We start from the raw sequence: 21,430 nt of genomic DNA, 5'->3' as shown, positions 1-21,430 counted from the left end.
CTCTCACTGTTTATAATATTTGGTTTGTCTGATTAAAGAGTCTAACTCCTGCACGCAGGATAACTGCTCAATCTCACCAGGTTCAATATGATCTAGGCTTGATATTTCTAATAGCAGTTGATCCAGTCTTAACAAAATTTCCTCATTATTCGAGATTGAGCTTGTGATGGTTGACAGGTAATCTTGATATACACTTGCTTTTTTCTGAACAAGTTCGTTGGAAAAACCTGATGACTTCTTTTGAAAGACACGCTCGAACTCCGATTCGTCATACACATGCAGGACGTTTAATATACTCCTGATATTCTGGTAGAATAGATGCTCCACTTCTTGGGTGACAGATGCGAACTTCTTATAACTCATCTCTGTCTCTTCAAATCGCTGCTGTAGAACTTCGATTAAAGTACGCTTCCTCTTCTGCATACGTTCCATTTGTTCTAGCGCCAAACTTATATCGCTTTCAATTCCTTTCGCATGGCGATATCGAGATAGATGTTCAATATACTCGTCATACGTTTTGATTTGTTTCACCGGAATAATAACCGGTTTCTTAAACAATAAATGATAGATTCCGATAACAAGAACCCCTCCACTGGCAAAGAGTAAGGTAACCCCCGTTGCTGTTGAGAGCGCGCTTGTTCCAATCTGTACGCCTATTAACCCCGGTGAAAATACGAGGATGTTCACAGCAGCTACGATGAGCATTAGCCCGATTAGTTTGATCATATTTGTACTAGACAACGTTCCATCCTCCTCTGCAAATCCTACAAGACAAGTTAAAATGAACGAGGGTATATTAAATTTCGGATGCTTTGCGATGACGTCGTGTAAGGTTCGATAAGGAGGTGTGTTGTGATGTAGGGGGATTCTCAGGTTCTTCTCGGATTACACCTTCTTGAGCGAAATAAGACTGTATTTCCAGCCACTGGTGTTTCATAACTGCATTGTATCTACGCTGCATTCCAGAAAAAGTAACAAGTAATATTCCATCCGATTTACGAATCTCACTTGGACTAAATTCACCACGCTCGAGAGCTTTACGTATGGTTGCTCCCCCACCCTCAATTCCCCACAGTCGAGCCGCCTCGGATAAGCCAAACACCTCATTGACGCTAATACCACACGGGGGAAAGCTGAGAATGGGACCTTGAATCACAGCGATCTCCTCTTTCTTAAATACTTGGTTATGGCCTTCCATTCTCTCTCCGTGGCAGTCGTAAGCCATAACAGCAACGATTAGATTTCCATCTCGTTCTAAAAATTCACGGACCATATGTAAATCCTTTAACAGCATGCTCTCATCCCACGCAGGAAAAATAGTTGCGGGCCACAGTCTTTCCCCATTCGATAAAAGGACCTGAAAACACAATAGATGCCCCATACATGCCTCCACTAACATTCCAAGTAATGGTACTATATTATGTAAATAATACCATCGTCACGAGATCGTGACAATTAAAATATTTCATTCCTTGTCCCATTTATAACTTGATAATTTTAATGGCGACAGAACAAGGCCGTCAGATGCCGCCAAACAAAAAAAGCTCCTGCGTCCGATCGCAGAAGCTTCTAATAGTTAATCAGGTTCTTGGTCAATTTTTCTGTGAAACATTCGTCAACCACTCTGCCAATTCTTCTGTCTGCATCAACACCGACAACGGGTCAATGAAATAAGAGCGGTTGTTGGACCAAGCATATAGCCTGTCATTTTTGACGGCCTCCAATTTCCCCCAGATTGAATCCTTGCGAAGTTCCTCCAGTGATTTCTCAGTTGTCAGGATGATATAGTCTCCGGCATATTGGTCCAATAATTCCATCGAGATATCCTTATATTTCTCTGTCGCAAAAGCTTCATTATAGGATGGAGGTGATTTCCGTCCTAGATTCTCATAAATAACTTTTCCGCCACGGCCAAACTCACTGCCATATATACTTAATGTCTTGTCTGACTCTTGCATAATACTAAAAGTTGCATCCGAGGGTATCACTGCTTGGACCTTCGCATGGGCAGCAGCGATTCGCGCAGTATAATCAGCTATCCATGCGATGGCCTCTTCCTCCCGCCCCAGCAGATCTCCAAAGAACTTCACTTCCTCCTCAATGGATGAAAAGTACCCATAGGGAATGGCAACCGTTGGTGCAATTTTGTTGTACTTATTATATTCTTCCTCATCCGAGGTCATTACAACAATCAGATCAGGATTAAGATCAATCAGCTTTTCAAAGGAAACATCATTGCCGGAAGAACCGACAATCTCAATATTGTCCGTTAAACCTCTGAAATACGGGTTGTCCATGATGCGGGTCGTAGAGGCGATTGCATTAGCCTTTACTGCCAGAAGACTGCTCAAATATTGAATCGCCACGATGCGTTCAGGAGTTTTTGATATTTCCACCTCTCCGAACATGGTATTCACAATCTTGGTGGCTGCCACGGGCGTTGCTTTCTGAGTTTGTTCAGAAGAATTGGAGACGGGAGCAGACGTTTCCGATGGGGCTCCCCCTCCGCAAGCTGTAACCAATAAGGCCATACAGAGTAAAAGTGTTGCCATTATATTTTTTCTGGATGTTCTGTACATAGAATATTCTCCTCTTTTGTTATATCGATAATAATTATCATTATCAATATAACATCGAGAAGTAGACTCCGATATGGACAATCCCCACCTTATATCTGGATTAAACCGAACATCCTCTTCATCGCACAGCTTTTTTCTGAAATGGCTGGGAGAGAGACCGACGTTCTTTTTGAATATGCGGTTAAAATAAAAAACATCCTCATAACCTACACTCTGGGAGATATCGGAAATCGATGCATCCGTATACTGAAGCATATGGCACGCTTTGCCAATACGGATTCCAATTAAATAATCGATTGGACTGCGCGTCGTCAATTCCTTGAATCTACGGGCCAAATACTGTGGATTGTAGCCGAACCTCTGTCCTAGAAGCTCCAGTGTCAACGGCTCGTCTACGTGCTTATGCATATACTGGACTACTTGCTTAACAACTTCTGTAGGAAGGAGATCAACTCCTGACTGCTGCTTTTGCTGAAGCATTTCCAATATAAATTGATAGAACAGTGTTTTCACCACAAATTTATCCTTCTCCGTCGATTCGCTCCATGCCTCTTTCATTCGGTGTAGTATCTGATAGAGACCTACGGGTTGTGTGGGAGCAAAGGAAAATATTTGCTGATACGGTGCAATTTCTCCCTTGCTTAGAAAATATCTTCGACGGAGCGAAAATTCGCCACGATAGAGCACCAAATAATATTCCAGATATTCCTTTGCTTCAATATCCAGCCTCATACCCTTGCAGCCATGTAAACAGTAAAAATGTTCAGCAGGATGAATAAGCCCATCCATCCGTATCTGCGCTTTGCCCCTGTACAGGAATAGAAAAGCACTTGCAGGCAAATGGTAGTCATTGACTGCGTCTCCCGCAGCAAGTGTATGCAGACGGATATCGGCAAGCTCAATATGTAATTGATTCCAGACTTTGTACTCTTCTTGCTGCTTCATCGTATGATGAATGCTCCTTCCCATAATCCTTATTTATGCACCTTTCTCAAGAAGCATCAAGCCCTCACTTCCCAATCATTCTTCTTCAACAACACAACCCCATCCATCATAATGACAGTACTCTTTGGTCTACGTTTACAGGATATTCCTGTAAACCTTCCAAATTATTGTTCCATTTGTGCCATATAATTAGATTCATCTGTCGCTTAACTCATGATAAACACATAAAGAAAAAATGAGCACCTTGACTGTCTATCCATTATAAACACCAGATGTTTAATCAACAAGTGATTCTCAATGAACGAGGCTATTACAGCATGTTATCCACAGACCAAAATCCAGACCCACGCGAACATCTCATTCATGACAGATACTGTAGCCGATTACTTAAGTAAAAGGTTTACTCTCTACTGTACTTTGGCGAACGCTTTTTCGCCTCACGGGTACCCGTCTACAGGATTGTATAAGCTTAATAAGTATTCAATAAAATGATACTAAATCATTATTATATATAAGTTTACTTTACTTTTTTCTAAATGTAATTTACACTAAACACGAAAGGAGTAGTTAATATTGGAAAACAAATCAGACTCAATAGTTAATAAAGTTTATGAATTCAGGGTATTAAAGAGGATGTCTCAAAGTGATCTTGCAGAAGTTGTAGGCGTATCTAAGCAAACCATATTTGTAATGGAAAAGAATAATTACTTTCCATCTTTATTGCTTGCTTACAGAATTGCAAATTTTTTCGGTGTAAGTATTGAAGAAATATTTACCTACAAAAAAGGAGGAAACGAAAATGTTGAATAATTTAGATCCGTGGTTAGACATTAGAAGCAACTTTAACTTGTTTGTTGGCATTGTTACTTCTGTTGGACTAATAAGTGTCATTATATACACTTATTTTTTGAACAAAATTGGAAAAAAGGATGAATACAGTCTGCAAATCAGATTACATGTCACGAATTCGATGTTCATATCGCTCCTTGTATTATTCACAGTTTTTAGCGTTGTTGTTCCAGATGAAACCGTATACTATAAACAAATCATTTATATGTGCTTTTCAATTGCAGTATTAGTTGGCGCAATATCAGCTGGATACTATTATGTTAGAGACTTCAAAAATTGAGTGATGTATTTGTAGTATAAATTAGAATAAATGGTACGTTTCGACTGATCGACAAGCACCGATCTCGTGTTGTTATCATAAATAGGATAGGAGGGAAAGGTGGGATTTATCTGCGTCACGATAATGAATTAGAAGAGCGTGCTATCTTTCTGGCTGCTGTTTGCGGACAGACTTATGCACAATTTACAAATACAGATGGTTCGTTTGTCGTTCCACTCCATTATTCAGTTCGCCATACGATTCAAGCAAAGTCCGCCAGCAAGGTGCAGGAACGATTTGGATTTATTCTGGAATCTCCGACAGAGATTATTATTGCCTTTCGGGGAACCAGCTCAACGACCGATTGGGTATCTAATATTAAGGCCTCGCAAAAGAGATTCAAATATATTAAAGAAAACGCTCTAACACATCGTGGCTTCACAGACATCTATTCTTCAGCCCGCAATGGAATTATCTCCACAATCAGCAAGCTGTCACCCGACAAAACCCTATACATTACAGGCCACAGCCTTGGTGGAGCACTCGCGACACTATGTGCGGTTGATATAGCAGCCAACACTACTTGTAACTCGCCTTATTTGTTTACATTCGGCTCTCCTCGTGTTGGCGACCCAGCCTTTACAAAAGCTTTTGCATCATATGTTCTAAACACCTACCGGATTGCGAATCACTTTGACGTCGTACCTCATGCTCCACCAACCATATACAAGCTGCCCAAACGGGAAAAAAGGTATTACTACCATCATATTCAGACCCTCTCATCGTTGTCTTTCCAAAATGGATCAATAGCCCTTAATCATATGATCGGCAACTACTTCGCAGAGCTCGCCCAGCTTAAGCCGAAATTCACCCAATTGTTATGTTTAACGAATCCTGGTTTCTGTCCAGTGCTTGAAGTGAACCCACAAAAGTCAAGAAGCGTTAACGTAGAATAGTGTCTGAAAATAGGATGAGTATTACAGGATGCATAACAAAAACTCCCGTACTTTTAGTAATGGGAGTTAATTCCTATTTCTAGCTGGTATACATCTAGCCGCGAAAGTCTTTTTATAATTGGAGATCAGTAGATGTTAAATTCCTGTTGAAGTTCAACGAAAAGCTTATCTTAGGAAACAGCTTCACAACAATTCCACACTTTATAAATTATCGAAATATTATTCAGCCATATAATCAATGAATGTTAATCATCTACCGTAAAGCTAGCATTTCAGTAATCTCCGTAACCAGTTGTTTATTAACGCGGCAGATCAAGAACTTTCCTTTTTTCTCAGTGGTCACGAGTTCTGCATTCACCAATTCTTTGATATGATGGGAAACCGTAGGAGCTCCAATATTCAGACAGGAGATGATATCTGCAACACACAATCCGCCGCCCGCTTCAAAGCTGGCTTCGTGGGACTCCGCGATTTTTAGATATAATTCCAACCGGTTTTCATTCGAAAGAGCTTTAAAGATTTTCGCCATTTTTTTGGTATCCACTAGTGAGCAACCCCAATCAAACAATGTCATTATTCGATAATTATCAAATAATTTTAGCTTACGCTGGAGTTCATGTCAATTTGAATACGGACGGGCCATGATTTGCAAGCTGATCCCAGTTCGGGGTCGGAATGTTCGCGCGCTGCTTCAACTCATGAAAGACATGATGTAACGCATTCATCTCGTCTGCAGACACTGCCCTATCACTGAGCAATATTTTTCCGAAAGGGGCTGCTATGACTAGTTTCAGCCCTATATAGAACATTTTCCGCTTCTCACGGACCAACTTAGGCTGACTTGCAGGCATAACCGTATACCCAAGTGCTTCCAATACCTGATGGCCCTCATCTATAGCATCAATGACCTGATTCAGCAGCTTCTTGTTCCCTGCGGCTTGGCGCAGATTACCGTTACTGGCAGGAGAAATGAAATTCATAGGCAAAATCAGCATCATATGACTCTTTAACCATACCTCCATATCCTCATAATAAGTCAGTTTATAGTTGGTATTCACAAAAGCTTGGTCGATCACCGATCGCCAGATCAGCTCTTCGCCTAGACCACCGATGGACATTTGCACCTTCGGACCACGAACACAGATCATTCTCCCCTCTTCCCGCCATCCACCGCTGTTCTGAAAAGCGAACGCAACCTTTTTCTCCACAAGACTATTTTCCTGTAAATAATCCAGCATCTCAGCGGGACTTGCATTATTACCCGTGATCACCACATGTCTGCTGCTATTTGCGGCTAGCACAGGCAGTACCGTCTGGAAATCCGAGTATTTCATCACTACAAAAATAAGGTCATATTCATCCTCAGGCCTCAGCTCACGTATCACACTCACCTTATCAACTGTAGTATGGAGTTGAAAGTAATGACGAATCACAAGTCCATCCTTCTGCAGCTCATCCACCCGTTGTCCTCTCGCCAGCATAGTCACGTCATTGTCTCCCCGGACCAACACATGGGCAAGATAACTTCCCAAAACCCCAGCGCCATAAATCAATATTCTCATTTACATTAAACCTCCTACTTTTTCTGTTTTAAAAACCCGATATTAATATTACATTTCGATAACTTTCGAATTGATTGTATACAAAATGAACTATATTGTCAATTCACTTTCAGACACATCCTATACTACTAAGGGCTTCTTATGATTTGTTGAAACAACGGAACATGTATTTATGTCTGGCCCACAGCAACATAACCAAGCTTTGTTCAATATAAGATTATCTGTCAATTCGGAATAAAATAGAGCGCGCCTGTACTCAATCAGAGCGCGCTGTTTTATTCTGCCCATTTGAAAAAGTAGATGTACGCTCCTACGGGATAATGAATCTCTGATTCTGATTACCCTGGTGAAGTACTACTCTATTATGAGAGATGCAATATAAGGGGATTCGATACTTTGTGTCGACTTTGAACCTTATTGTAGTAGGCATTGTCATTACACGTTCTTAATCCTGTTCACTCACATCTCTTGGATCAACCGCTGACTGAACAATCTCAAGCACTTTTCCTAGAGGAGTCACGCGAATAGCACTTAATGCAACTTTCCGGTAAGCTCCGGTATCAATATTCCACGAGTGAGACGCTTTTTCATATTCGGGATAGCCAGACTTGCAGGGAGTATGACCGATAATTTGTAGCTTGCCCACATTCCTTAACGGAGTACGATTCCAAAGTACACCGATCTCATTTGCTTCATCCAACGGGAACTCCGCCTTCTCTGCAACCCCCGCATGGCTTATTAATACATGTTCGTTTTCCCAGAGGAGCGGGAGCTCACCAATCCAATCGGATACCTCCTGCAGTTCCATTTCAGCGGCTCGAAGCTGATTCAATGTGTCATAGCCACATTGCGGCAGCCAGTATTCGTTTGGACCATTCACTATATGCTGTTCAAACTCGTATTCATGATTGCCTTTGAGAAAAACAACGTTCGCACCGTGGCGCTGCTTCAATTGTTTAGCCAAAAGGAGTGTTCCCGGCGTATCGTTTCCACGATCAATTAGATCACCTAGTTGAATAAGCCGCTCCTCATCAGGCTTCCAATGTTGTCCTAGAAGCCCTTTAAACGTATGCAGGCAGCCATGTACATCGCCAACAATTAATAGATTCATATGCTTATTTCTCCTCAATATGAACTTACTTCTACTTCGGTAACAGGGTTAGTTAAGAAGCTACTATGATCATTCATTTATACAGCTTGTATATATTTGTAATCAGCGTACATAAGAGCCGTAACTGTTTCTGACAATAGATCATTTTTTCAGTCTACTATAAATTTCTATTTATGAATATGTATGATGTCAGTGTGGCAGACAGAGATCTGCACATTCCCCTTGCAGTCCTTGCCTTCTAAAAAGAAACCATTCTTCTACCAACCACACCCGTCGGTTCTTTTACGCTGTCTATTATTCCCTCCTCTCAAATGTTACTGGAGACGGACTTCACTTATTAAAAACATAAATTAAACTTTGTTATTGATATTATTTAATTATTTTTAACTATTTACTTTAATTTTATCTAGTATATAATAAAAATTATTAAAAAACCTACTATGAGGAGGCTATCAAATGGACAAGGATAAAATTCCACAATGGATCACATCGCTGGATATTGAAGACATCTCATTTATTAAAAATTTCGTCATTCATTCCGGTTCACTTAAAGAGATTGCTAAAATTTATGATGTCTCCTACCCCACCGTTCGATTACGACTGGATAAATTAATTCAAAAAATCGAGATCAGTGACAAGCAGGAAAGCGAGCCCTTTACTATTTTCATTAGTAAGCTCGCTATTGATTCTAAACTTGATTTAGATACAGCCAAACAAATCATCGACTATTACAAGAAAGAAAAACAGGAGGAATAATATCATGTGGTTTAAGATCATCATGTGGATCGTTCTTATCGGAGGATTGTTACTTCAGATCTATTTATCAAGAAGAAGCTCATGGGTTTGGGGAGGGATTATTCCAGCCATCGTAGTGATAAGCACTGTCATCATGTTTAATAGGTACGATTTATCTTTCACTTACTCGAATATGGCTCCATTTGTACTTTACCTCGTCTTACAGCTTAGCATATGGAGTAAAGAACGAGTGACCTACCAAAAGAAACTCCAAAAAGAACTTGAGAAGATGAATGCGATCGATTTTCGATAATGGCGAAACGTCCCATGGCCTTCCCTGACTTATCTAATGCATAAAATGGGAGCGTACATAGCAGCGCATGAACAATAAAGAAGCTGAGATCACCCGATCTTAGTTTCTTTTTTCTATACCCTTTATTTGACCCCGCGTATTTAGGCAGGTTTCAGCATTTCGCATTTCATAATGTCGTTACTATCTTGGACTAAAGTTATTAATAGCTGCTGAATCGCTAGAGATGCTTCTGCATAATAATTAACCAATTGTTGAATTTTAATACTTAATTGTGTATATTAATAGACATATGAGCTTATCAACTTAGAAAGAAGTGGTGTTTTGGATATATTTTTCACATATCTCCTAGCAGGTCTTGCCATTGCTATGCCCGTAGGGGCAATGACCGTTGAGATGACCAAACAAGGTTTAAAAAAAGGCTTTATGCATGGTTGGGCTGTAGGATTAGGTGGCATGACAGTCGATCTTTTATTAATTATTGCATTATATATGGGGTTGGCTTCTGTACTTGCTATCTCTTACATTCAAATTCCAATGTGGCTGATTGGTGCATGTTTCTTGGCCTATTTAGGCTATGATTCCATAAAACATTCCGCGCAAGATATTACGTTAGCTGGCGAGAAACCAAGTCAATCCTTTTTCAGCTCATATCGTAACGGTTTACTCGTAGCTTTGTCACCAGGTAATCTTGTGTTTTGGGTTTCTGTGTTTGGTGCTGTACTTTCTGATTCGTATGATATGACCCAACCGACCAAATTTTTAATCGTCGGCGCTGGCATTTTAGCTGGTATACTCGTGCATGATGTGGGCTTACTTGCGATGGTAGCGCTAACTAGAAAAGTGATGAGTCCGACCATGATCAAATGGGTATCCATCATCGCTGGATTTATTTTGATAGGTTTCTCTGGCTACTTTGTATACCAGTTTATTATCGCGCTCAAAGTAATATTATAGGTTCCATTGTGAGTGATGGCATCATGATATAAATTCTTTTGTGGATCAGATTTGCCTCATGGATGAATGCTATGTTTACACATCAAAAAAGATGACGTTTCTGTGTTGGGCACAGAGACATCATCTTTTTTGCTCATTTATTCATATTTTGAATATGAAAGTTATAGGGGTTCATGATTGACCGGACATTTCATCAATGACAGGTACGTGTGAATCAACAACTAGCTATACCCAATAGAAAGAAAGATCGGCTTGTTGTCGCGTTTTGCGACTTCAAAAGCCTCCTCCGACCAAGGGAACCAATTCACCGGATTATGTGCGTGTTGCAGCAAATACGGCGACTTTTCCTTAGCTAATCTATTGGGTACTTTGTAAGTTGTCATGAGGCATCACCTCGTTTCGTGTTGAATTTGGGTAAAGTATTGCTTAGTGGTAGTTTACCCAAAAAGGTGGGGGAAGGCGCAGTGAAAACAATTGAAGTATTTGCTCATCATAGTCATTAACACCACCATTTAATATACCCATAAGTAACTACAATCTTTAAAAAGTTTCTTTTGTCAGTATTCGAACACTTTCCAAATCAGAAAAATACCTTGTAATCGCCATTTCCAGGCATGCTTGTCTGTTTTCTGGGGTTCTTTGATTTATAAAACTTTTATTATAGTAGGATGCCCTATCATGTATTGTTCCAAATATCATAGAGCAAGCTTCACTCCAACCCTTCATATTATCTTGTATAAATCAATGAATTTTGACACAAATATGATACAAGATAACCGTTCTACTCGAACGATTATGATTGGTCTTCATTATTCTTAATTCTGAATACCCATATTCATCATCGATACTTGTATCTGATGAGAGCAAAGGGGCAGGATAGCTGTGATTCGTCACATGCGCAGAATATCTTTCCCAAAATGAATTGAAGTCTGCGATTTTGACGTAAGATAGGCATACATTGAATTTATTACCTGAAGTATCGTATGAAAAAATCTTATCCAAATGCTCGTTAATGTAGTTTGTACTTAAAGAACTAAGATTCATTGCTTCAATAACAGTAAACGGTAATCTGTCTTTTGACACGAATATATCAAGTTCACCAGTACCTTTGCCTGACGAAGAACTTCCTCGTCTAGTTTGGTCTTTTATGTTATAACCGATGGCTGCAAGCATGTCACCAATATAATCATTACGCTCGTCTTCACTTGCATTAGAATAATACTTTCTTGCTTGTAAAGTTAAACAAGCTACAATTAAATTTTTGATAAAACCTTCTTGCGAATCGAGATCTTTTGAAAAATTCATAGAAGGAGCTTTGGGGCTATTCTTCAACTTTATTACAAATACATTTTTCCCATTAACATCTATGTTATCGTACTCAACCTCAAGTTCAACGGATATAAGGCTCAATGCAGTAGAGATAGGTTCTTTAGCACTGTCTTTAACCGCGAGGCTTAACCCAACAACCACGTAATTGTTGATAAGCTTAGATACACCCATCACGATATACCCATATTCTTCGGAGTTGTCTAATGCACGCAACATAAGCAAAGCCAATTCATACGGCTTTAATTCCATTCCTACACCGACCAGGTTCTTAAAAGATGTTGAACCTAACAACGTACTGATTGTATGTCTATCAATCATTATGCTTTAAACTCCTTAATGGAATCTTATTTACTCCTGTTAATTTCAGTATTCTGCCAAGAGTGATCTTTTTGGGGATTGGATCAACTCCATCCTCCACCCACAACTCACAGTCTTTATCGAAATCTAGCAAATCTATTTCCGTATCATAGTACAAAATTATTTGTTCAAAATCTGAAGGTCTAGCAATAATGTAAATTTCTTGTTCGAATTTACGAACTCTAAAAATCGTATTCGCTGTATTTTTTATAAGCTGAAGGTTGTTTTTATCAAAATCATAATCATCATGTTCATGCAAAAAGTTTACAATATTAGTTCTTGAGCGATTCAGAATATCTTTAACGTAACTAAAAACCTCAGGATCACTTTTGGAATAGTGGATTTGAGCAGAACCAAAAACATTTTTTGACAGTGCTTTGCAAAGCTCTTCTTCTGATGATATGCCCCACTGAGCAAGCAGTTCTTTTGAAATGCTGATAGTTTCGCTCCCGGCAGATGGTTGAGATGCAAGTATATTAGCCAATTCATTTATATCAGCTACATTGTATCTTTTTAAAATTTCATCATACTGTTCTGACTTTGCCATACTTTCAGCAATTTCTTCATCGTCATAAAACCAATGAAGGTTTTCTATAAGTTCTTTAAAAGCTTTACTAACTCTACTATCCTTGCGGTTATCCCTAATCCATGCGCAAGTGTTTCTAAATGTTTCTCTAACCTCGAAATCTTTTATTCTTATAGATTTATTGTTATTTCTAACATAGTCAGTGATTGTTGGAGCTATAGATTCAAGCGATATAGTTCGGTTTAAAGGCAACTCAAGTGCAATGCCCTCGAATATCATTTTTCTCCTTACGTCATTGCCTGAATACATAGCCGCGTCTTTTAGAATTTCATTAAGACTTCCGTCATCAAGAAACATTTCACTCCTGCGCATAAAGTCCCCAATTTGATTTGGTAATACAGCATATCTATCAAGTAAGTTTTCGTCTTCACATATTCTGAAATGGTTTGTCAATTTTGATATCCATTCAGCTACTTCTCTGTTATTTTGAAAGTCATATTGCTCAAGGACACTACTAATAGAGGCACAGTCACTTAAATCTATACAAATCTTCTCCCTCCAAAACTTCAATGCATCGGAGAGCAGTTTATCATTAAGATAATTTACTCTGCTGTATTGATCAAAGTAATTTGGATATAGGCATTTAGCAATATCCACAAATTCGTTTTGCTTATCATTTTTTCCTGTACGAAGATTGGTGATTGCTTTATAAAATTCAAGTTTTGTTTCTTGATCAATTGGGGTTTGAATAAGCTCACTAAATACATTATTCAAGTTAAATTCTCGCAACCCTTGCAGATAGTCTGTTGAGACCCTATTATCAAGCAATATTGCTCTGAAATTAATACCTGCAATTAAGGCTATATCCTTATATACTTCACCGATATTTTTTTCAGCATATATTCTATCCAAAGGTAAAAAATCTCCGCATTGGTTAGGAAGAATGGATGGATTTAGCCCTAATTCAGCAATGAACTTACTTGAATTATGATATAGAAGAATAATTAAATCGTTAAGCCATTTTATCGAATCACAACCCAAACGAATACTCAGGGTCACCAAATTACCACAGTCCTCAACCTCTTTAATTAGATCAACAATGCCAAAATTGCGGCACTCCACCCACAATGAGTTGTACCAGTTTTCGATTTCATCTTTTCGGGTCATCTTCGCAGGCATCAATATATTTGACAACTCCCAAACTTTACTTCTATATTCAGGAGTTTCATCTTTCATAATCAAAATGCTTGAGGTGCCCCAAACATCATAAAGAGAACAAGTTTCATCCAAACTATTATTAATGAAAGTAGTTCTTTTTATATGCTCTTTGATTGGATGAATAAGAATCTTCTCAACCCAATCTGAGTCGAGCCAATTTTTTTCGGATTGTTCAGAAATCTTAACAATATTATAGAGGTTTGTGTAACCTTCCTTTGCAAAATAGTCAAGCATATTGTTATATAGGTTTATTGCTTTTATAATTCTGTTTCTGTTATCTTCTGAGTCACCACCTGAACGCTCGGAATGAATCAAGGGGATGCCGTCACGAGGCTCTGTGGGATTAAACAACGGACTATTTACAACTACTGGAAATGAGAAGTCATGAGTGCCTAGTAAGGGGAAATCGCAAAAAATCCGTGGCAATTCCTTATGTAGACCAATTAAATGTTTTTCATTTGTACTGTTTTTTTTAATTTCTACAGCAATCGATACCTCATCATTCGACTGCACAAAGACATACCTATTTTCATAAGTAGGATTTTCACCTTTTGATTTTGCGATTTGCACCTCGGTAACATTAGCAGATTCAAGGTCTACAGTGAATCTTCCCCCTCTTCGAATCACTCTTTCATAATTATCCATACTAACGGTTATTGAACTTAACTCTGGCACAAATGCAAATACATATGGAATAGAAATCAGAAGATTTCTTAGGCCTGACTTTGCTGTTTCTATTCCTACTCTATCCAATTCATAAACAAACTTCGTATTCATTTGATTCTCATTAACAGTACACTCTGTTCCGTTGTCCAGCATACCACAACTCTCACTTATAGCATTCATAATTGATGTTTTATCTTGTCCAGTCCTGTCTAATAATGTCTCGAAGGAACGAGGGCTTTCATCATCGTCTTGTAGATAACCATGCACCCAAACCTTTTCAGAAAGCAAATGAGTCGTTAAGAAACCTGTTCCAAATTTTCCAGTAGATTTCTTTTTATTCTCAGCGGTCAATGAGCGTTCTTTTGTTGAAACCTGTTCAATCAAAAAAACTATGTTTTCAGTAGTAAACAATCGACCATTATGGTTAAATTCAATAGTTTTATTAACTTCGCTAAATTTAATCTCGATATCAACGAACCCACTTGCATTAACGACATCCTTAGCATTTTGAATCAACTCCCATATCCATCTATACGATGTATCTGGACCATTGCTGTCTTTAAGGGCCTTGAGCTTATCGATAATTTTTGTTGCAGATTGAGCCTCGCTTGCACCTTTACGCAATTGTTGGATTTTCTCACGAAACGTCATAAACTATCTGCTCCCTTGTAATGAAATAGCCTCTCGATATTCGTCGAAACAAATGGGACAAAGCTTCCATTGATCTATCCAAACTCACATCCTCCTACGTTGCAGGAAGATATTTTTATATGTCCTATTTATTTCATTCCGGAAAATCTTCTGGATGGTTTCTATCAATAAAACTTGACAATCTATCATTTATACACATGCTAAAACTACAATAAGCATAGACCATTTAGGTTTTAAATTCCAGAAATTTTTCCCATTTGCAACAAAAAAAGACCTCCTCAAGTGACAGAAGCATCATTTTTAAGTAGTACTATATATACTATTCTCTACCCAACAAACGGTATCTTCATCAAAAGTCCTACGCTGAATTAATTACTTTGGTTATAACAAATAGCCCGAACTCTAGAAGCTTCGGGCAAAGTAGCTATTTAAACAGGTGAATGTGGCTCCAACTCACTACTCCCTAACCAACAACACACAGCACTCAACATGTGAGGAGAAAGTAATAAGAACGAATATATCAATCTTCATTTATAACAAACCGTCCGCTCCACCCGATTCCCTTCCCGATCATACACAATCCGCTCCACTAGCTTCTTCAAAGCCCGATTCTTCTCTTCACTCGTCACTAAAGCGCCCCACAACTCCCTAACTCACCTACCCGCTCATATATCTGCTCCACAGTCGGATAAACTTTCTCATCTACTACAACCTTCCGCAAATCCTTCAACTCTTCCTCCAGCTTCTGTAACTGCCGTGACCGAACAGCGTTTCGCCCTAAAAACACTTGCTTCGTTATCATGTCCTCTTCATAAGATTCATGCAGCTTGTCCAGAGCCCGCTTCTGCTTCTTCAACTCCTGCTCTTTGACCTCGATAATAACCTGTGTATCATTATACCGACTGCCATGCATTTCAATCTCACGCAGAATATTCGGATCTACATGTATAATCCGATCATACAGAGCATTAAAAAAATCAGCATCCATTACCTTGCCACGCTGTTCACCTTTGCTTCCGTCTTTGTACTGGTGATAGCACAATGCACTCCAATGCTGTCCCTGCTTCTTGTTCTCACCTACTCTAAATCTCATCCGAGAACCGCATTTCTCACAATACAGCAAACCTGACAAAGGAAAAATGTTACGCCTTGAATTTGGGTTCAGCATTCTGTTCTTCAGCAGCCGCCCCATAATCGCTTCATGTTCTTCCGGCGTTTTTAGCTTTTCATGTGTTCCCATGACTTTAATCCGCTCTTCTTCAGGTACATGTTCCACCTGACCACGCTTGGAACGGTTTTGCCATAAGTGATATAACTCAAATGGATCTCGCTTGCCAGCAATCTTTGAACCCTAATATTTGACCATCCCTTGTTCTTCCCATCGGGCTTAATGTTGTGGCGTAGGTATCTTGTTATCCGTCTGTGAATTGTCAGATGACCACATCTATTAATATTTATTTTCTATATAACTAAAATAATTAGAGAAGACACTAACAGTTGTTAGTGTCACCTCATAGGTATTCAATTTCTTAAAGAACAGTGCTGCCTTTTCTGTCATACCAAATGAGATTTACTAAAGATTTCAACAATTATTTTGATTTTTTAGGAGTCGTTAAACTTTCGCAATTCCTTTTAATTGGTTTATTATTTCTTTGGATAAGTACATAAAAACTCTAACTGCTTATCAAGCTTCACTATCTCGGTTTTTAATTGAGATAATTTCTTTCATTTTATTTTTTTGGCTATAACAAAGTGTACTGCCCAAGTTATAAATTGGGACTAAAAGAATAGACACCAAAGTTTTTCCTGTGGTAGCTTGGTCTATAATGGGTGATTGGGTTCCGTTGCTTTGGCTGGATCTAAAGGCATATGATTGTAATTAAGGTAAGTCATGGGGTTATACCTACAGGACTATATGATTTTTCTCCCAAATGGAACATCATGGAATTAGGATTTGAATTATTCATTTTGAGGAGTAATATAAATGAAGATTACAGAAATAATGAAATCTAAGTTTTTTAGTATTCTATCTCTCACATTTTTTGTAGTATGTTGGTTTCAGCATCAATAGCATCAGCAGGAGATAGAGCATCCGCAATTGCTAGTATGTATAAACAGCAATCAGCCTTAGCAGGAGCAGTTGTCGTTCACCGGGGTTATGATTTCGTTACTGAAATTCGTGCATATTTCGAGTTATACAGAGATGGTACGTATCTTGGATCGAAGTTAGATGTTAGTGACAATTATTATCTTGACCAATATGCTACAGCTCATATTACCGATGGTGCGCATACCCAGTCAGGATCATATAAAATGCAATGGTCTGGTCGAGTAAAAGGTTACTATAGTAATGGAAGTGATTGGTCCGACTCAGGAGAAAAAACTTATTATTTGAACTAAAATATTTTATGAGGAGTGTTAGTAATGAAAAGAAAAAATAAAATGTTTATCGTCCTTGGATTAGCCACTTTCATTTTGATAACTGGTACTAGCGCATATGCCAGTGGTGCTATCTCTTCTCTTTTTCCAACAGTAAGTTCCGAACACCAGGATAAAGCCAAAATAGTAGAGGAACGCTTAACCCATTCATGGAATAAAGGAAGGGAAATCATTCAAAAAAGTGAAAAAGTCAAAGCATTTACTAACAGTAAAGACGTCAGTACAGACCAAGATGTTACAACATGGACGTTTTTTAAATTTACTTAACTTTGAAGAAGAGTTACTATCTTCTTTCTCTAAAGAAGAACAATCTTCTTTCCTAGAAGCTTTTTATAGTGAGGAGAGAAGAGAGAATCTTGATATGGGCGATAAAATGTCCGCCTTACTTATAAGTCCAGATAAGTCACAAGCTTTGATATATTGGGAAAAAGCTAATGGTTCTTATGTTGTAATTAAGATGAAAACAAAAATCACTAGTTCTCACACATGGTATGTGGATGGAGTTAGCATTTTGCCCGCTAAATAGAATACTGATGTAAAGAAAATTAAATGTATATATTTTATAAAAAACAGCCCTCATAAAAAATTAAGGGCTGTTTTTTACTTTCAGCCATAAATCAGACAACTTTAATATAACTTCTCAAATATCATTTCTTCAGATCATCCAGTTTGTACAAAAGCATATATCAAGCAGCTATGATTCCTGAAATATCAACTCCATAAAATTGGACTAATATATCTTTTCAGCATAGTTGGATCTCTTTTTGTAAAATAATTTTTCAATGTGCTATCTTTTGTGGATCTTGAGGCAGACGGTGAATACCTCACCTGCTCGTACTAACAAACACATGCAAAAGAGGATGTCCCAGCAGCCATTACATGGCTTTAGAAACACCACCCCTTTATGTTTATGAATAACCGTTATGGAATTTCAACTCATAAGGTACAGTTAAGGTAAATGCAACACTCCATATGTGTCAAATGACCCGTGAAAGACTTACCCTTAGATGACCATATTAATAATTGCCAATAAAAGAACCTTCAGCGATGGAGAAGACCTTTCAGGTTCATACGATTCCCCATCATTAACCTAAGAAGGCAATCGAATGTTTTACTTTTATTTAAAATTCAACAAAATTATTGATTGATTCCTAGTGAATGTACATAAGACGCGGATTCTCAAAGAGCCAGTGATTATGGACTGCTGTTACTTTGATCCCGTTTCTGCGCAGGTTTGACAGCAATCGATTGACTTGGTTCTGGAAGAGAGCCGTTTTCCCTAAACACAGTGCGTGGCCTGAAGACTCCAGCGATTCAAACGAGAACAGTTGATAACGGACCAATGGAGATGTGGTACGTCTTCCTAAAATTGAGGCTTTTATTATCCTTTTTCTGGTAACAAAACAAACCGGTCCCTTTGTAATTTCATGCTCTGTTCCACCTATAATGGTTGAAAATTGGTTGCATAGTCTTCTAAAACGGGGACTTGCTTGCACGTGTTCCGCCATACGAAATCATCCTTTCAGAATAAATGAATAATAGAATTTCACCGCTCCAATGCATTAACCTAAGAATGCAACGGATTCTTTGGTTTTTCTAGCAAACGAAACAGGATTGTCAATCGCTTCCCAGTGCACGCACTTGCCCGAAAATCCAAAACGCTTGTCAATAAAAAAAAGCCGCGCGAAAATCAGGAAAGAGATAAGTCAGGAGAGTGGTTTAACACGAGGATGAAATAGGAATGAAACTCTTAATTTAAAATGCAATTCATCGTACAAAAAAGACGCTTTCACCCTGACTATACAGTGTGTTGAAGGCGTCTTTGTTTTTCTTTATAATTGTCACTTAGTCTGGTTGAGTACCCAATGAATGCTGCTTAATGATGCTTTATCGGGACCATCATTCATAGGTGAAAATCCTACAAGATCAACTTCTCTAAAAGGGTCCTCAGCTCCCTATCTGTATATTCATTCTGTACGTGCAATAATACGTGCAGCCGAAGAATCTGCCTTAATTAGAAGTGGCAGGGCTATTATCTCAAAGGAACTGACATCCAATAATCGATCAACGTTTGTGAGATTTTCAGCAATCAGCACTTGGTTATCAAACCATAATTTATGAGTTTCAAATGGATACCGATCTGGAGATGGTGTGTCCATTCCAATTAGTTTTATTTTCTTTCGAACTACTAATTCTGCAAATTCTTTTGTTATAATCGGATGCTCTGTAAAATACTTTTCTTGGCCGAAGTATACACTGAATCCCGTATATAAGATTAAGATTGTCCCTTCACCTATCAAGTGTTCATACTCTTCTTTATACTCAATGCGATTCATGCCAGATACATCTAGTAATGTTCCCTTCCCCACAAATGAATCCAGGGGAAAGTCACTCAAATATAGGTCGGACTCAATTAGATGCATGGGACCATCTATATGTGTGCCGGTGTGCATATTCATCGTTAACTGGTGATTACAATAACCATCTCTAGACAAATACTTCGTTTGTACCAACTCCATCTCACTGTCGCCTGGATATACAGGGACTTGATGCTGAAGAACATGGGTTAAATCTATAAGCTTCATTGAACATCCCTCATTTTTTTATTATCATTACGCAAATTGCCGATATCGGTCTTGTATCTACATCTACAAACCGAGCAACTGAGAGGAGCGAACACGCCGGGGCCAATGGACTTAATCCTGCAGGATTGTTTGTCCGATCCCACTTCTCCGCAATACAACAGACGATCAAGAAGGCATTCTCCACCCCCAAAACAGCATAGATACTGTGTTATGTAAAGGCTCTGACTTTATTAAAATACTTAATATCATTGTGCTTGAAGGGTAGCGTCAAGCATTATGTGTAAATAAAATAACCTTCTCCAGCCTGGCTTTGGAAAGCTATAAATCGTAAAGATATACGGGATTTCACTCAACGATGTAATGACCTTGGGGCTAAAGTCTGCTGCTTAAACTCTCAGTGACGATCTCGTGAGAGGCTGAGGTGCAGGTCACCATACTCTGTGTGAAGTGTACGTGTGTATCCACCGTTGTGTGAGTTCCCTGATTTCAACCCAATGCGGTCATACTTTTAATAGTCTAGGAAGGCAGCTAACTCCATTTCTAACAAGTGATTATAGCTAATTCTAAATGAAGGCAAAAAACCTCAGTCATATCCTGTTTGGTGACTAGGGCTTGGACCAAATCTGACATAAAATGATTTATAGGGAAGACCTCTTTTCAGGAAATTGTGTTATCGTGACTTCATTATACAAGAAAAGGTCTTCCTTTTTGCTTTTTATCTATTTCCACAAGATATTTGAGGCTCTCTTGATGTAGCTTAGGGAAACATTTTTATTTCATCATTCTTTTAATTTGCTTTAACTCATTTATTATATAGTCTATCTGCTTTTGCATGGTTTCTGACTGTTTTGATTGTTCATCCAGATTTTGAGAACTTTGGTTACTTGATTTTTCTAAAGCTTCTAATGCAAGACCAGCAGCAATCGCAGCTATACCATCTCCTAATGTAGCGATAGTAGCCCCAATAAACGCAAGTCTTGCGATCTGAATATCTTGTGAGTCAGAGGATTGTTTTGAATTTTTTCCATTTCCACTCATTTCATATCCTCCTTACAATCATAGAAAAAGTGAATTGCCTTAACTGCATCATATGCATTTTTTTAATAAAGGTGAGGATGTTAAAAATCAAAATAATTTAGTTGATGAATAAGTTCACATCCAAACGATGGGTTTACAATCGCTGGTAGCGTTAAGCATCTTAAATTCTGCACGATCAGATACAACTTCCTTAGTCCCATCTTCCCGATTATCAACTGCAAGACATCCAGTTTGAAGAACAGGCGAGTTCAACTAGCTGTTATCATCACTCCCTGTTTCTTGCTCTGTAATAATTTTGAGATTATCCATTTTACTATTCAGATTAATAATTTCACGCTATCTAATTTTCTACATAAAA

General features: G+C 38.5%; 20 protein-coding genes and 3 pseudogenes. 9 read left to right on the top strand and 14 right to left on the bottom strand.

The genetic code is table 11. From position 1 onward, the window contains the following. Window positions 1–3: 3 nt before the first annotated feature. The 3 genes from QP775_RS02060 to QP775_RS02050 form a co-directional block, all read right to left on the bottom strand. A complete protein-coding gene (locus QP775_RS02060; protein ID WP_285103190.1) occupies window positions 4–741 on the bottom strand; it encodes a hypothetical protein in 738 nt (245 codons plus the stop codon). A 55-nt stretch (window positions 742–796) separates the two neighbouring features. Then, window positions 797–1,381, bottom strand: a complete 585-nt coding sequence (locus tag QP775_RS02055; protein WP_239327382.1) for a helix-turn-helix domain-containing protein — start codon at window positions 1,379–1,381, stop codon at window positions 797–799. A 211-nt stretch (window positions 1,382–1,592) separates the two neighbouring features. After that, entirely contained in the window at window positions 1,593–3,548 is a 1,956-nt protein-coding gene (locus QP775_RS02050; protein ID WP_285103187.1) for an AraC family transcriptional regulator, read from the bottom strand. 546 nt (window positions 3,549–4,094) lie between these two features. Here QP775_RS02050 and QP775_RS02045 point away from each other — a divergent pair. After that, window positions 4,095–4,334, top strand: coding sequence for a helix-turn-helix transcriptional regulator (locus tag QP775_RS02045; RefSeq protein ID WP_285105660.1), 240 nt, complete (start codon window positions 4,095–4,097; stop codon window positions 4,332–4,334). 582 nt (window positions 4,335–4,916) lie between these two features. Then, window positions 4,917–5,588, top strand: coding sequence for a lipase family protein (locus QP775_RS02040; RefSeq protein WP_481857227.1), 672 nt, complete (start codon window positions 4,917–4,919; stop codon window positions 5,586–5,588). 253 nt (window positions 5,589–5,841) lie between these two features. Here QP775_RS02040 and QP775_RS02035 read toward each other — a convergent pair whose 3' ends face one another. The 3 genes from QP775_RS02035 to QP775_RS02025 all read right to left on the bottom strand — a co-directional run bounded on the left by QP775_RS02035 (window position 5,842) and on the right by QP775_RS02025 (window position 8,261). Next, window positions 5,842–6,162, bottom strand: a complete 321-nt coding sequence (locus tag QP775_RS02035) for an ArsR/SmtB family transcription factor (RefSeq protein ID WP_239327380.1) — start codon at window positions 6,160–6,162, stop codon at window positions 5,842–5,844. A gap of 40 nt (window positions 6,163–6,202) precedes the next feature. Then, window positions 6,203–7,150, bottom strand: coding sequence for a ketopantoate reductase family protein (locus tag QP775_RS02030; protein WP_285103183.1), 948 nt, complete (start codon window positions 7,148–7,150; stop codon window positions 6,203–6,205). Between the two features lie 445 nt (window positions 7,151–7,595). After that, window positions 7,596–8,261 (bottom strand): metallophosphoesterase family protein, encoded by a 666-nt coding sequence (locus QP775_RS02025; RefSeq protein ID WP_285103181.1) that lies wholly within the window; start codon window positions 8,259–8,261, stop codon window positions 7,596–7,598. 456 nt (window positions 8,262–8,717) lie between these two features. Between QP775_RS02025 and QP775_RS02020 the strand changes: the two genes are divergently transcribed. The 3 genes from QP775_RS02020 to QP775_RS02010 all read left to right on the top strand — a co-directional run bounded on the left by QP775_RS02020 (window position 8,718) and on the right by QP775_RS02010 (window position 10,263). Beyond that, window positions 8,718–9,017, top strand: a complete 300-nt coding sequence (locus QP775_RS02020; RefSeq protein ID WP_285103179.1) for a DUF2089 family protein — start codon at window positions 8,718–8,720, stop codon at window positions 9,015–9,017. A gap of 4 nt (window positions 9,018–9,021) precedes the next feature. Further along, complete coding sequence (locus tag QP775_RS02015) at window positions 9,022–9,309, top strand: hypothetical protein (RefSeq protein WP_285103178.1); 288 nt, start codon at window positions 9,022–9,024, stop codon at window positions 9,307–9,309. A 321-nt stretch (window positions 9,310–9,630) separates the two neighbouring features. After that, window positions 9,631–10,263: a LysE family translocator gene (locus QP775_RS02010; RefSeq protein WP_285103176.1), complete on the top strand. Its 633-nt coding sequence runs from the start codon at window positions 9,631–9,633 to the stop codon at window positions 10,261–10,263. Window positions 10,264–10,487: 224 nt separating this feature from the next. On the opposite strand, the pseudogene QP775_RS02005 reads toward QP775_RS02010, so the two are convergent. From QP775_RS02005 to QP775_RS01990, 4 genes and pseudogenes are all read right to left on the bottom strand, one after another. After that, a pseudogene (locus QP775_RS02005) lies at window positions 10,488–10,646 on the bottom strand (DUF255 domain-containing protein); the annotation flags it as partial. Between the two features lie 358 nt (window positions 10,647–11,004). Next, entirely contained in the window at window positions 11,005–11,910 is a 906-nt protein-coding gene (locus QP775_RS02000; RefSeq protein ID WP_285103172.1) for an RNA-binding domain-containing protein, read from the bottom strand. Then, complete coding sequence (locus tag QP775_RS01995; RefSeq protein ID WP_285103170.1) at window positions 11,903–15,010, bottom strand: sacsin N-terminal ATP-binding-like domain-containing protein; 3,108 nt, start codon at window positions 15,008–15,010, stop codon at window positions 11,903–11,905. Before QP775_RS01995 ends, QP775_RS02000 begins: the two co-directional genes overlap by 8 nt. 628 nt (window positions 15,011–15,638) lie before the next feature. After that, window positions 15,639–16,286: a recombinase zinc ribbon domain-containing protein gene (locus QP775_RS01990; protein ID WP_285103168.1), complete on the bottom strand. Its 648-nt coding sequence runs from the start codon at window positions 16,284–16,286 to the stop codon at window positions 15,639–15,641. An 830-nt stretch (window positions 16,287–17,116) separates the two neighbouring features. Here QP775_RS01990 and QP775_RS01985 point away from each other — a divergent pair. From QP775_RS01985 to QP775_RS01975, 3 genes are read left to right on the top strand one after another with little or no spacing between them, the layout of a single operon-like run. Continuing rightward, window positions 17,117–17,410 (top strand): hypothetical protein, encoded by a 294-nt coding sequence (locus QP775_RS01985; protein ID WP_285103166.1) that lies wholly within the window; start codon window positions 17,117–17,119, stop codon window positions 17,408–17,410. Window positions 17,411–17,434: 24 nt separating this feature from the next. Beyond that, complete coding sequence (locus QP775_RS01980) at window positions 17,435–17,716, top strand: hypothetical protein (RefSeq protein ID WP_285103164.1); 282 nt, start codon at window positions 17,435–17,437, stop codon at window positions 17,714–17,716. Beyond that, complete coding sequence (locus QP775_RS01975; protein WP_285103162.1) at window positions 17,682–17,975, top strand: hypothetical protein; 294 nt, start codon at window positions 17,682–17,684, stop codon at window positions 17,973–17,975. The genes QP775_RS01980 and QP775_RS01975 overlap by 35 nt, the downstream gene beginning before the upstream one ends. A gap of 595 nt (window positions 17,976–18,570) precedes the next feature. Here the strand turns inward: QP775_RS01975 and QP775_RS01970 are convergent. Both QP775_RS01970 and QP775_RS01965 read right to left on the bottom strand, forming a co-directional pair. After that, window positions 18,571–18,957 (bottom strand): annotated as a pseudogene (locus QP775_RS01970) (DUF1259 domain-containing protein). 459 nt (window positions 18,958–19,416) lie between these two features. After that, window positions 19,417–20,034 (bottom strand): cyclase family protein, encoded by a 618-nt coding sequence (locus tag QP775_RS01965; protein WP_285103160.1) that lies wholly within the window; start codon window positions 20,032–20,034, stop codon window positions 19,417–19,419. Between QP775_RS01965 and QP775_RS01960 the strand changes: the two genes are divergently transcribed. Further along, complete coding sequence (locus QP775_RS01960) at window positions 20,034–20,234, top strand: hypothetical protein (RefSeq protein ID WP_285103158.1); 201 nt, start codon at window positions 20,034–20,036, stop codon at window positions 20,232–20,234. The two genes, QP775_RS01965 and QP775_RS01960, sit on opposite strands and share 1 nt — an antisense overlap. A gap of 197 nt (window positions 20,235–20,431) precedes the next feature. On the opposite strand, the pseudogene QP775_RS01955 reads toward QP775_RS01960, so the two are convergent. Continuing rightward, window positions 20,432–20,676: pseudogene (locus QP775_RS01955) on the bottom strand (transposase); the annotation flags it as partial. Between the two features lie 129 nt (window positions 20,677–20,805). After that, window positions 20,806–21,072 carry a translation initiation factor 2 gene (locus QP775_RS01950; RefSeq protein ID WP_285103156.1) on the bottom strand — a complete coding sequence of 89 codons (267 nt, stop codon included), beginning with the start codon at window positions 21,070–21,072 and terminating at the stop codon, window positions 20,806–20,808. Window positions 21,073–21,430: the final 358 nt, after the last annotated feature.

This window comes from Paenibacillus sp. UMB4589-SE434 (assembly GCF_030226685.1).
Taxonomy (GTDB): Bacteria; Bacillota; Bacilli; order Paenibacillales; family Paenibacillaceae; genus Paenibacillus_B.
Note: the sequence above shows the minus strand (reverse complement) of the source record. Positions and strands in the feature narration are given on the sequence as shown.

What these genes read in the sequence shown, in the direction of transcription:
- QP775_RS02055 (WP_239327382.1), bottom strand. Translation starts at nt 1,381, where the DNA reads ATGGGGCATCTATTGTGTTTTCAGGTCCTTTTATCGAATGGGGAAAGA.
- QP775_RS02050 (WP_285103187.1), bottom strand. Translation starts at nt 3,548, where the DNA reads ATGGGAAGGAGCATTCATCATACGATGAAGCAGCAAGAAGAGTACAAA.
- QP775_RS02035 (WP_239327380.1), bottom strand. Translation starts at nt 6,162, where the DNA reads ATGACATTGTTTGATTGGGGTTGCTCACTAGTGGATACCAAAAAAATG.
- QP775_RS02030 (WP_285103183.1), bottom strand. Translation starts at nt 7,150, where the DNA reads ATGAGAATATTGATTTATGGCGCTGGGGTTTTGGGAAGTTATCTTGCC.
- QP775_RS02025 (WP_285103181.1), bottom strand. Translation starts at nt 8,261, where the DNA reads ATGAATCTATTAATTGTTGGCGATGTACATGGCTGCCTGCATACGTTT.
- QP775_RS02020 (WP_285103179.1), top strand. Translation starts at nt 8,718, where the DNA reads ATGGACAAGGATAAAATTCCACAATGGATCACATCGCTGGATATTGAA.
- QP775_RS02015 (WP_285103178.1), top strand. Translation starts at nt 9,022, where the DNA reads ATGTGGTTTAAGATCATCATGTGGATCGTTCTTATCGGAGGATTGTTA.
- QP775_RS02000 (WP_285103172.1), bottom strand. Translation starts at nt 11,910, where the DNA reads ATGATTGATAGACATACAATCAGTACGTTGTTAGGTTCAACATCTTTT.
- QP775_RS01995 (WP_285103170.1), bottom strand. Translation starts at nt 15,010, where the DNA reads ATGACGTTTCGTGAGAAAATCCAACAATTGCGTAAAGGTGCAAGCGAG.
- QP775_RS01985 (WP_285103166.1), top strand. Translation starts at nt 17,117, where the DNA reads ATGTATAAACAGCAATCAGCCTTAGCAGGAGCAGTTGTCGTTCACCGG.
- QP775_RS01980 (WP_285103164.1), top strand. Translation starts at nt 17,435, where the DNA reads ATGAAAAGAAAAAATAAAATGTTTATCGTCCTTGGATTAGCCACTTTC.
- QP775_RS01975 (WP_285103162.1), top strand. Translation starts at nt 17,682, where the DNA reads ATGTTACAACATGGACGTTTTTTAAATTTACTTAACTTTGAAGAAGAG.
- QP775_RS01965 (WP_285103160.1), bottom strand. Translation starts at nt 20,034, where the DNA reads ATGAAGCTTATAGATTTAACCCATGTTCTTCAGCATCAAGTCCCTGTA.
- QP775_RS01950 (WP_285103156.1), bottom strand. Translation starts at nt 21,072, where the DNA reads ATGAGTGGAAATGGAAAAAATTCAAAACAATCCTCTGACTCACAAGAT.